This window comes from Thalassobacterium sedimentorum, assembly GCF_031127905.1.
GTDB lineage: Bacteria > Verrucomicrobiota > Verrucomicrobiia > Opitutales > Coraliomargaritaceae > Thalassobacterium > Thalassobacterium sedimentorum.
Genome location: NZ_JARXIC010000010.1, coordinates 111,604 through 123,295, shown reverse-complemented (window position 1 = coordinate 123,295; position 11,692 = coordinate 111,604). Strand labels below are relative to the sequence as shown.

9 protein-coding genes are annotated in these 11,692 nt (G+C 51.5%); 8 read left to right on the top strand and 1 reads right to left on the bottom strand.

The features are described from left to right. Positions 1 to 65: 65 nt before the first annotated feature. Together QEH59_RS08065 and QEH59_RS08060 are read left to right on the top strand one after the other, a co-directional pair. The gene (locus QEH59_RS08065) at positions 66 to 1,088 is read left to right on the top strand and encodes an HAD family hydrolase (protein ID WP_308984855.1); all 1,023 of its coding nucleotides are present in this window, start codon (positions 66 to 68) and stop codon (positions 1,086 to 1,088) included. A 99-nt stretch (positions 1,089 to 1,187) separates the two neighbouring features. Continuing rightward, positions 1,188 to 1,646: a hypothetical protein gene (locus QEH59_RS08060; RefSeq protein WP_308984854.1), complete on the top strand. Its 459-nt coding sequence runs from the start codon at positions 1,188 to 1,190 to the stop codon at positions 1,644 to 1,646. On the opposite strand, the gene rapA is transcribed toward QEH59_RS08060, so the two are convergent. Further along, positions 1,643 to 4,498 carry an RNA polymerase-associated protein RapA gene (gene rapA, locus QEH59_RS08055; RefSeq protein ID WP_308984853.1) on the bottom strand — a complete coding sequence of 952 codons (2,856 nt, stop codon included), beginning with the start codon at positions 4,496 to 4,498 and terminating at the stop codon, positions 1,643 to 1,645. The two genes, QEH59_RS08060 and rapA, sit on opposite strands and share 4 nt — an antisense overlap. 89 nt (positions 4,499 to 4,587) lie before the next feature. On the opposite strand from rapA, the gene QEH59_RS08050 reads away from it, so the two are divergent. From QEH59_RS08050 to QEH59_RS08025, 6 genes are all read left to right on the top strand, one after another. Continuing rightward, positions 4,588 to 5,424: a PIG-L deacetylase family protein gene (locus QEH59_RS08050; RefSeq protein ID WP_308984852.1), complete on the top strand. Its 837-nt coding sequence runs from the start codon at positions 4,588 to 4,590 to the stop codon at positions 5,422 to 5,424. An 84-nt stretch (positions 5,425 to 5,508) separates the two neighbouring features. Further along, entirely contained in the window at positions 5,509 to 5,694 is a 186-nt protein-coding gene (locus tag QEH59_RS08045) for a hypothetical protein (protein WP_308984851.1), read from the top strand. A gap of 152 nt (positions 5,695 to 5,846) precedes the next feature. Beyond that, positions 5,847 to 7,265, top strand: coding sequence for a tRNA uridine-5-carboxymethylaminomethyl(34) synthesis GTPase MnmE (mnmE, locus tag QEH59_RS08040; protein ID WP_308984850.1), 1,419 nt, complete (start codon positions 5,847 to 5,849; stop codon positions 7,263 to 7,265). After that, complete coding sequence (locus QEH59_RS08035) at positions 7,262 to 9,247, top strand: tRNA uridine-5-carboxymethylaminomethyl modification enzyme MnmG/GidA (RefSeq protein WP_308984849.1); 1,986 nt, start codon at positions 7,262 to 7,264, stop codon at positions 9,245 to 9,247. Before mnmE ends, QEH59_RS08035 begins: the two co-directional genes overlap by 4 nt. Positions 9,248 to 9,519: 272 nt before the next feature. Continuing rightward, a complete protein-coding gene (locus QEH59_RS08030) occupies positions 9,520 to 10,221 on the top strand; it encodes a response regulator transcription factor (protein WP_308984848.1) in 702 nt (233 codons plus the stop codon). 113 nt (positions 10,222 to 10,334) lie between these two features. Further along, entirely contained in the window at positions 10,335 to 11,633 is a 1,299-nt protein-coding gene (locus QEH59_RS08025) for a sensor histidine kinase (RefSeq protein WP_308984847.1), read from the top strand. The last annotated feature ends 59 nt before the right edge of the window (positions 11,634 to 11,692 follow it).

Below are 11,692 nucleotides of genomic sequence, written 5' to 3'. Positions count from 1 at the left end.
ATACTGCGTTTGAATTATGCATTGCAGTGAATGGCATAGCTCACAACAGTCGAGTTCTACCTGCAATGACGAAAAAGAACCTTCATCGCCAAAACATCGTCGCCTGTATCTGGGATTTTGACAAAACACTCATTCCTGGCTACATGCAGGCTCCTATTTTTGAGGCCTTTGGCATCGACGAGGAGCAATTCTGGAAAGAGGTCAATGCGCTGCCTGATATTTATGCCAAGCGCGGCACGCGAGTCTCATACGATACTATCTACCTGAATCACCTGATCAGCTTTGTGAAAAACGGCTGCTTAAAAGGTTTAACTAATCAGCGACTGCGGGAGTTGGGTAAAGAATTACGCTTCTATCCGGGACTGCCTGATTTGTTCACACGCTTGCAAGCGGTGGCTGAGTCGCGCCCTGAGTATAAGAAGCACAATATCAAGTTGGAGCATTATATCATTAGCACGGGTTTGGCGGAGATGATCAAGGGCAGTATGATTGCGCCCTATGTGGATGGTATTTTCGGCTGTGAATTTATTGAAGCCCCATTGCCTCCCAATTATTCTGCGCAGAATGAGCTCCCCTTGCACATGGAATTTGAGATTAGTCAGATTGGCACGATCGTGGATAATACCATAAAGACACGTTTTATTTTTGAGATTAACAAGGGCTGCAACAAGAACCCGCAGATCGACGTCAACGCGTCGATGGATCGAGTCGATCGCCGCGTGCCGATTGACCGCATGATATACACCGCGGATGGCCCCAGCGATGTGCCTGTGTTTTCGGTGGTGAAAAGTAATGGAGGCAAGGCCTATGCAGTTTTCAATCCTGACAGTGAAGCTGAGTTTGCTCAGAATGATGCCCTACTCCATGCGGGCCGTATTCATGCCTATGGACCTGCTGATTACACAGAGAAAAGCACCACCTCGAAGTGGTTGCGCATGCATGTGCGCACCATTTGCGATGGCATTGTGGCTGAGTGTGAGGCGAGTTTACAGGAGAAGGTGAGCGGTGCACCTAGGCATCTTCACGATGAAGATGAGCGGACAAGTGCTGCGACGGACGCAATTACTACGCAGAAAGAGTTGTTTTAGTGGTTGGGTTAGAGGCTTCTCTTTGAATCTCACAAACTAAGCCAAGTGAGCTGTCTGATTTGACATTAGTAAGTGTTTCTTTAGAGTTAAGCTTAGCTTATGGATATTCTAACTGCCCTCATTCTCGGTGCGATCTGTGGTTTGATCGGCGCCTTTGTTATGAACATATTTATGCGCGCGGTGGGGCGTAGTTTTGATCGACGGGCGGATATGGTACGTGCTTTAGGAAGCTTTTTTACCGGTCGGTTAGAGAATGCCGCAGTGGTGGGCACTGCGATTCATGCTGTCGCTGGTATTGTATTTGGAATGATCTATTTTGCTATTATGCAGACGATGGGGGCCTTGATGTTTCCGCAGGCGATTTTTCTGGGTTTAGGTTTTGGCTTTTTTCACGGCTTGATCACCAGTTATGCCTTAATGTTTTACGCCAGTGAGCGGCACCCACTTGAAGATTATCGCAAAGCAACCATGCAGGAGGGAGTCCTGCATCTACTGGGACACATGATCTTTGGTCTCATAACTGGTTTATTTGGTAGTTTGATCGTGCTGGGATTTTAACCCGGCTCGCTCAAAATGAGTCTGACTGCATCCAGACGTAAGTGCGCTTTTGCGATATGCTTGGTGACGTCGGCGATGACATTTTCGGCGATACGAATTTCTTCCTGGCGAACGTTTGGGTTTACTTTCCGGAGTTCTTTTAATCGAGTGGCTTCACCGTCTAGATGCTCGTGTGCATGGTGCATTGCAGTCTGAAGCAGATCTGATTTTTGCTTGCGAGCGTGATCTTTGGCGGATCGCAGCATTTCTGGTACTAGGCCTTGTAGTAATGTGGGATCCTGTTTGAGTCGGAAGGCTTCTTCGTCACCACAGTATTTATTGATGTAGTCGTGACTGTATTGATCGCTGCAATCTTGGCCGCTAATATCCACTAAGATTCGAACAGGCGTGGGGGGCAGGAAGCGATCGACGTGTAAACGTGGCGGAGCGACGCTTTCCAGCACATAGATCGCCTCGATTAGAATTGGCGGTGCTTGAATGCTGGGGTCCTGCCAGACCACGATGGAGCTATTTCCTTTCTCGGAGCTGAGTGTCAGGTCAATTGCTCCGCGCACCATGGGGTGATCCCATGTGAGAAAGCTGATGTCTTCGCGCCCCAGTGCCTTCGTGCGATCGCAGGTGACGGTGATGCCTTCGTCTGGCAGCTCAGGGAAGGAATCGGTAAAGAGCTGGCCTGGTTCCAGGCGGAAGGTGCGGGTATCGATATCCTCTACATTGACCCCAAAATGATCGAATATTCGATTCATAAACTGGTCCAAAGTGCGATCCGCATCTTGGGTGCGGATACTATCCACCAGCTTGGCGGAGGCTTCTTCGTGAAAAGAATTGAGCGCAATCAAGCGGTCTTGCCCCTGACTAAGGCGTTCTTCCAGCTCTTGGCGAAAGTGAGCGCTCTCTTGGATCAATCGGTCAGCTTCTTCCAGCGTATCGCTGTCAGCGATATGATAGCGTGGCCCCAGCGAGCGGACCGCCTCACCAAACTTCTTAATGTAGGCGTAGCCACCTTTGAGTGAGTGCTCCACCCCGTCCAGTCCCTCGTGATGCCAGCGCATGAGTAGCTCCGTCCAGCTGTGCTTGAGGTAGGGCATGTGAATTTGAATCGTCTTAGTCTGTCCGATCCGATCCAGACGTCCGATCCGTTGCTCCAGTAGCTCCGGATTGAGTGGCAGGTCAAAGAGCACCAAGTGATTGGCGAATTGGAAGTTGCGTCCCTCACTGCCGATTTCAGAGCAGAGCAAGATTTTTGCGCCGTCGGTCTCAGCAAACCAAGCCGCATTGCGATCGCGTTGGAGCAGTGTGAGTTCCTCGTGGAAGAGCGCCGCTTTGACGTTAATTTCTTCCAACAAGGCGTCGTGGATGGCTTGAACTTTTTCGCGGGTGCGGCAGATGAGCAGCACCTTCTCATTGTCGCCCAGTTCCTTGAGCAGGTTCGATAGCCACAAGATGCGAGGCCCATGGCGGAAGTCGTAGCTTTCGGGCTCGCCATCGCTGGAAGCGGACTCACTTGCTTCCAGGTCGAATTCTCTCAGCAGGCGCTGCTGCAGCTCTTCTTTGGACAACTTAGCGCGTGGCTCCAGCTGGCAAGGGTGGCCCTCGCGCTCCGGAAATCCAGTCAAGGTATCGCGCGAATTACGGAAAATCACCCGGCCGGTGCCATGGCGATCCACTAACTCTTGAAGTAGGATATCAGGTTGTTGTAAATGCTGCTGCAGCGCCTCCTCGCTGTGCTCTTCAAAGACTTCACGCAGATAGTTGATCTCCTCTTCGCTCAATGCCTCGCGTGCCACAATTTTGTTGGCCACTGTGGCCACTTGGGAGTAGCCCGCCTGTTCCTTTTGGAACTTCTCTAAATCTGGGTAGCGCTCCGGGTCGAGCAGACGCAAGCGCGCGAAGTGTCCTTCGGCACCCAATTGTTCTGGCGTAGCGGTCAAGAGCAGTAAGCCATGGCTCTTTTGAGTTAAGCTTTCGACTAGTTTATATTCAGGGCTGACAAGATTGGGAGTCCATTCCAGGTGGTGCGCCTCGTCGACAACCAGCATATCCCAGCGAGCCTTGAGTGCGCATTCACGCCAGCGCGCTTGCTCGGTTAAGGTCTTAAGACTGCAAATGACCAGTTGCTTTTCATTGAAAGGATTTGTATCTGGGTCCACTGCTGTGACGGCTTCACAATGTTCCGTATCGATGAGAGTGAACCACATATTAAAGCGGCGCAGCAATTCGATGAACCACTGGTGCACTAGAGACTCTGGGAGCACGATCAGAATGCGTTCCGCACGCCCGGTCAGATGTAAGCGGTGTAAGATCAGGCAGGCTTCGATGGTTTTACCTAGCCCCACCTCGTCCGCCAGCAAGACGCGTGGCATGTAGCGATTGGCCACTTCGGATGCGATATAGAGCTGGTGAGGGATCAAGTCGATGCGTCCGCCGGTGAAGCCGGCGACCTCTGATTGCTTCGCATGTGCGAGGCGTGTGATGGCCTCGTAGCGCAGGTTAAAGGCGGCCGATTGATCAATTTGTCCCCCGATTAAGCGATCCTCAGGCTTGCTGAAGCTAATGCTGTCAGCCAGTTCCATTTCTGGCACTTCGACACCGCCGCCAACATAGGTCAGGATGCCCGCCTCTTCTTTGACTTCCTCGATCACGATCGTCTGGCCTTGTTGTGAGTGGATACTGTCGCCCACGTGGAACTCTACCCGCTTAATGGGTGCATTGGCCGTTGCGTAGATGCGTGCCTCATTGGCCGCTGAAAAAACGATGCGCACTTGGCGCCGATCGACCTCTTCTAAAATGCCGAGCCCGAGCTCCGGTTCTGTTTCGCTGATCCAGCGTTGTCCAATCGTAAAATTTGCCATCGCGGGATGCTCAGTGTCGCTTTGTTTAATGTCAAGTTTAGCAAGCTTGGCTTGCACCGGTATGCTCGCAGCGACAGAAATAGTCCCCTATGGCACAGCAAGTAGATCTTTTTATACCTGACAATGTATGTGCGCCTGAGGCACAGGCGCGCACTTCGCACTTAGCGATCGGGGCGCATCAGGACGACCTCGAATTCATGGCTTTTCATGGTATTTCCACCTGTTACGAGCAAGCCAGTGCCTGGTTTAGTGGCATCACTTGCACCGATGGTGCGGGCAGTGCCCGGGCGGGTGCTTTTGCGGATACGACGGATGCGGAGATGCAGCAAATACGCCTGCAAGAGCAACGTCGTGCGGCAGAATTGGGCCAGTATAGTTTTATGGCGCAGCTCGGCTTCTCCAGCGCGCAGGTCAAAGATCCGGCTACGCGCGGTGACTTGGTGGATCAGCTCGAGCGCTATTTGTTGATGACGCAGCCCGACGTGCTCTATACGCACAACCCTGCAGATAAGCATGCCTGTCATGTGGCCGTGTTTCATGCGGTGATTGAGGCGCTGCTGCGGGTGCCGCCCTACTCTCGTCCTAAGAAGGTTTATGGCTGTGAAGTGTGGCGTGATTTAGACTGGTTGTCGCCCGAAGACAAGGTGGCGCTGGATGTGAGTGGTCACCCAGAATTGGCCAAAAAGTTGAATGCCTGCTTCGAATCTCAGATCGCGGGTGGTAAGGATTATGGTCAAGCCGTGTTGGGACGTCGCCGCGCGAATGCGACTTTCTATGATGCGTTCACTGTGGATACGGTTGATCAGCTGTGGTTTGCCATGGATCTGACACCATTGATTGAAGAAGACGCACCGACAGTTAAAGAGTTTGTGGATGCTAAACTCGAGCGGTTTAAGCAGTCCGTGATCAGTAATCTAGACCTGTAGGCGCTGTAGGGCCACCCTGCTGTGGGTATTCTTTTGACCAAACGGACACTTGAAGTTTTTCATGAAATCGAAGAGACTGAGACTATGACCGAAAAACAAATGGCGATGGATGCACTAGATCAGCTTCCGGAAAGCGCCTCCTTTCAGGAGATCAAGGAAGAGTTGGAGATCGTTGCTGGCTTGAAGCGTGGCCTTGATGCGTCCGAGCTCGGGCAAATTAAGACCTCCACTGAAGTGAAAGAAATGATTGGATCGTGGTTTACCAAGTAGTTTGGACTGACCCGGCAATCGCCAACCTTCAAGAGCTCTGCGAGTATATTGCGGAGGATAACCCTGAGTCTGCTCGTAGTCTCGCCGTTGCGTTGGTCGCGCATGCTGAGAGCCTTGATTGATTAAAGTGTTATGAGTCAGGAGAGTGTGCTGTGAGTCGACGCATACTCACTCTTGACCCAGCGGCGGATTCAGTGAATTTAGCGGGTATTATGCCTGCCAATGATACTATTGTCGCCCTCTCCTCGCCTGCGGGTGAATCTGCGATTGCCTTGATCCGTTTGAGTGGTCCCGCGTGTGCGGAACTCGCGCTTGCGATTACGCAGCGTTCCAAGCCTTTGAAGAAGCGCTTTGCGCACTTTGCCAATTACACCGACCAGCAAGGAGTGCAGATTGATGAGTGTGTCTTTACCTTTTTCGCCGAGGGGCAGTCGTTTACTGGCGAGGCGATGCTAGAGATCGCCCCGCATGGGAATCCCTTGATCGTTCAAAAGATTTTGACCGACCTGATGGCGCGCGGTTGCCGGCCCGCGGAGCCGGGTGAATTTACCCGTACCGCCTTTATGAATGGGCGTATGGATCTGAGCCAGGCAGAAGCTGTTTCGGATTTAATTCGTGCACGTTCCGATCGCAGTCTTGAGGTGGCGCAGCGTCAGTTGCACGGCTCTGTAGGGCGCAAAATGAGTGAATTGACCGAGCGCTTGCTGAGTGTGATGGCGCATTTGGAGGCCTATATCGACTTTCCGGAAGAAGATTTGCCCGGTGAAGATCAGGCGGGCCCGGCGTCCGAGTTGCGTCAGTTGATCGTGGAAATTCGTGATTTGATCGAGACCCAGCGCTACTCCGCCCTACTCCACGAAGGCATTAAAACTTTGATTATCGGGGAGCCCAATGTTGGCAAAAGCAGTTTGATCAACGCGCTGACGGGGGCCGATCGCTCGATTGTGAGCGATATTCCCGGCACCACCCGCGACTATATTTCCGCCTTTATGATGGTCGGTCCTTGGCGTATTGAAATCCTGGATACTGCTGGTTTGCACGAAGCCGGCGATAAAATTGAACAGCTTGGCATCGATCATACCATCGAGCAGGCTGAGACCGCTGATTTCTTTTTACTGGTGCTGGATGCCACCGCGCCCTGCCCTACTCTGCCGGAATCGCTGCTGGAGCGCTTGACGCCGGCCAATACCATAGTGATCGAAAATAAGACCGACTTGGCTGGGGCCGCCGAGCGCGGTGACTTTTTGCCCGGATTGCAGCATGTGCGCACGTCGCTGCTGGAGCGCAAAGGGCTCGCTGAACTGCGTGAGGTGTGGTTACAGTCGATTGACGCCAGTTTGACCCAGCCACAGGGCGACGGCGTGGTGGTGAATGCGCGTCATGCCGCTTCGTTGGGCGAAGCGTTGACCGCTTTGGAATTGGCATCGACGAAGTTGCGTGACGGCGAACTTTCGGAGTTGATCGCGGCGGATCTGCGTGATGCGGTGGAATATATCGGTCAGGTGGTCGGGCGCGTGGATAATGAGCGTATGCTCGACAGTTTGTTTAAACAGTTTTGTATTGGGAAATGAGTTCGGGACTAAAATTTGGTAAGCATCAGCCCTATGATGTGATTGTATGTGGTGCAGGTCACGCTGGCTGTGAGGCCGCCCTCGCCTCGGCGCGTTTGGGTGCGGACACCCTGATGCTGACCGGCAACTTGGATACCATCGCGCAGATGAGTTGTAATCCCGCGATTGGCGGTCAGGCCAAGGGGCACATGGTGCGTGAAATTGATGCGCTCGGCGGTGAAATGGCGATCAATACCGACACCACTGCGATACAATTTCGGCTGCTCAATGCCTCCAAGGGGCCAGCTGTGCAGGCGCCACGCGCGCAATGCGATAAAAAAGCCTATCAATATCGTATGAAGCACGTGCTGGAGTTGCAGGAAAATCTAGATCTTTTCCAGGCAATGGTGCAAGGGCTCATTTTTGAGGGCGATAAAGTTGTCGGCGTGCGCACCAATCTCGAGGTCGATTTTTACGCTAAAACTGTGATTGTGACTACGGGCACCTTTTTGCGCGGCCTCATGCACGTGGGCAAGAACACCAATAAGGGAGGTCGCATGGGCGACTTTTCCGCGGAGGGGCTCTCCGGTTCTTTTCTGGAAGCAGGCATTGAGCTCGAACGGCTCAAAACAGGCACCCCCGCGCGTATCCTAGGCAGTAGTATTGATTTCAGTCAGCTGGAGGAACAGAAGGGCGATGCGGACCCCACATTGTTTGCGTTTTACGATACCCGTGGAATCGATAATGTGTTCCACGTGGAACAATCGCAGCGTGGAGCAGAAAAGTCTGAGAGCGGAACGTTCCACGTGGAACAATCAAGTTCCACGGCTGAAAATGCCGAGCACCCACTGTTCCACGTGGAACATGCGGGACAGCGCAAGCTGGGTTGGCTGCCGGGGGCGGATCAGGTTTCGTGTTGGATGACGTATACGGGTCCAGCCACGCGTCAGGTAGTGACCGATAATTTGCACATGTCGCCGATGTATTCGGGGCAAATTGAAGGCACGGGGCCGCGTTACTGTCCGAGTATCGAGGATAAGTTTGTGCGCTTCGCAGATAAGGAGCGCCATATGTTGTTCCTGGAGCCGGAGGGACGAAATACCAATGAGTGGTATATAAATGGGCTTTCGACGAGTTTGCCCTTTGAAGTGCAGTTGGACATGCTGCGCAGTATTGATGGACTCGAGAATGTGCACATGCTGCGCCCGGCCTATGCGGTAGAGTATGATTTCGCGCCGCCGACACAGTTGTATCCTTCCTTAGAGTCTAAAAAGGTCGAAAACTTGTTCTTTGCGGGGCAAATTAACGGCACCTCGGGCTACGAGGAAGCTGCAGGGCAGGGCTTAATTGCCGGTGTGAATGCGGTTCAGAAGATTCGCGGGCAGGAGCCTTTGGTTTTACAGCGACATGAGGCCTATCTCGGCGTGTTGATTGATGATTTAGTGACGAAGGGCACTAAGGAGCCGTATCGTATGTTCTCCAGTCGTGCGGAGCACCGTTTATTATTTAATCATCCGAGTGCGGAGTTGCGCTTGCTGGATTCGGTGAATCGTTTGCAACTAGTGGATCGTCAGCGTTTGGCTCGTATGAAAGAAAAGGCTGCCAAGGTGTCTGAATGGACGCAGCGCTTAGAAGTGGAGCGTCGGGCAGGGGAGACCTATGCTTTGCATTTACGTCGTTCCCACTCGCAGCAGGACTTTCCAGCAGAGCTCTTGCAGGAAAGCAAAGAGGTGCGTGAGGAGGTGCACTATCGGGTCGTATTTAAAGGCTATTTGGAGCGTGAGCAAAAGCAGATCGAGAAGATGAAGCACATTGATAAGATCAAGTTGCCAGAGGGCTTTGATTTTACTGAAGTAAAGGGCTTGCGCAGCGAGAGTGCACAGAAGTTAATCGAGATTGCGCCGCGGACACTCGGGCAGGCCAGCCGTATCAGCGGGGTGAACCCGGCGGATATTAGTATTTTGATGGTGCACCTGGAGGCGCGCAGTGGCTCCAGGTGCTAAGCCTTGGTGCTGGGCTTGGACGGGGTTCTTGTTACACAATTATAAGTAGATGATCCTGTTAGTCGGTGTGGGCTTGTGTGGTTGATCCCAATTTGTTACAGCCATGCAACGGTCGGGTTTCGGTTGGGTTAAAATTGAGTCGGTATCAGGATGCAATAGCTTTAAGCGTTGACCTGTAATTGGATGTGATCGGTGTTGGTTGAGCAAAAAGATAATTGAGACTCTTCTCAAGACATGATAAACAAACAGGCTGTCGAGCCTACGTAATCAAAATGATCGCACCCAAAGTACACCGTATCTTAGTTTTAGACGACGAGCCCGACGTCACAGAGTTACTTGAGTATAAGCTCGAGCAGGAGGGGTATCGTGTAGAAGTTTTGAATGATCCTCTCATTTTTGTCGCTAAAGTCCGCGACTTTCAGCCAGATTTGATGATTTTGGATATTATGATGCCAGAGCTCAACGGCTTGCAGCTTTGCCGTATTGCTCGTTCTGATCCATCGATGAAAGAGATTCCCATCATTTTTTTGAGTGCACGCGGTGAGGCAGAGGATCGAGTTAAGGGCTTGGAGACTGGTGCGGATGATTACTTGTCTAAGCCGTTTAATGCGAAGGAGTTATTGCTTCGTATTAATAATATGCTGAATCGTATGGGAGCCCCGGTTGAACATACTGGGCAATCGCGAATCGAGATTGCTGGTGTGGTGATTGATGAGGACTTGCATGAGTTGACTGTAGATGGGGGCCATGTGGTATTGACGGCCACTGAATTTCGCTTGCTGAAGCTTTTGATGGAGCGTAAGGGGCGTGTGCAATCTCGGGAGCATTTGCTAGTAAATGTTTGGCATTATGATACGGATATTGAAACGCGGACTGTGGATACGCATGTGCGCCGTGTCAGGGAGAAGCTGGGCGCTTATGCGCATCTGATTGAAACGGTGCGTGGTGTAGGCTACCGTGCCGTAGATATTTAATTTTTAGGCAAGCGAATCAGGGGCGTGTATTGCTTGTCTAGTTCTGTTCATGGAGCCTCTGCCATATTTAGGTCGACCAGTTTGATTGATTGGTATTAAGTCTTATTCTTATCATGCTATGGTTCCTTACGTTAGTGCTACTGATTCTTACGGTCGCGTTGTCTATTCATATTTTGCGGTTACGCCGTTTGTTTCGAGAATTGGATGGTTCTGTGCGTTCGCGTCGTCGTTTATTGCTTGAGGATTCTGCACAAACCTTACGTAAGATTGGTGCTTTCGGGCTCGTGGAATCTTTGAATGAGTTAGTGGATTCACATAACCAGGCTTCGGCCCAGGAAAGTGGTTATTCCAGTCAAGTAGAAGCGATGTTGGGTGCGGTGCAGGAGGTTGTCATTGTGTTTAATGGTGATCGTGTGGTGGAGTATGCGAACCGTTCTGCGGAAAGGCTTTTTCGTGATGGGCAGTCGATTCAAGGTTTACGTTTAGAAGGAGTTTTTCGTTCCTTGACCTTGCTGGAATTATTGGATGCTGCGACCGATGTGGAGAGGACGGGCCCTTCGCAAATTCGCATTGAGCAAGACGGAGAAACGCTTTGGTTTGAAGCTTCGTGTGCAAAAGTTATAGGCATGGAGCCTGCGGCCACACGTTCTACCCTGTTGGTCTTACATGATATCACTAAATTAAAAGCGCTCGAAGTGATGCGACGTGAGTTTGTGGCAAATGTTTCGCATGAGTTACGTACTCCATTGACTATCATTAAGGGGTTTGCTGAAACCCTGATCGACGATGAGGCAACAATCGATCCAAAGTCCAGGAGTCGCTTCACTTTAAAAATTCTCAATAATGCAGAGCGTTTGCATGTTTTGGTTGAGGACTTGTTGACTCTATCGCGGATAGAATCGCGGCCGGATCAAATCGAACCCATTGAGCAGCCGCTACGTCCATTGCTGGACGAGGTCGCCGAGAATTACCGTACGCGTCTCAATTCCGAGCATCAAAGAATAGAGGTGAAAATGGATGCTAATGTGGGTGCGCTCGCCTTCGATCGTTATCGAATTAATCAAGTGTTGGATAATTTTATAGAAAATGTTTTTCGCTATGCGCCTGATTTTACCTGTATTCAGTTAGTGGTTGTCCATGAGGAGGCGCTGGGGCAGGTGCGCTGTTTGGTCATTGATGATGGGCCTGGTATTCCTGAGAAGGATTTGCCGCATTTGTTTGAGCGATTTTATCGAGTCGATAAGGGGCGTTCGAGGGAAACTGGAGGTACTGGTTTAGGACTGAGTATTGTGAAGCATATTGTGCAATTACATGGTGGCACAGTGCAGGCTGAAAGCACTCTTGGCGAGGGCACTCGCATGTCCTTTACGCTGCCGTTTTCAAGATCTTATACCAATTCTAAGAATACATGATCTATCTGGTGTTCTGAGGGGGAGGCATCGCGGTGATTTGTAGGCCGAGGCTAGGAAAC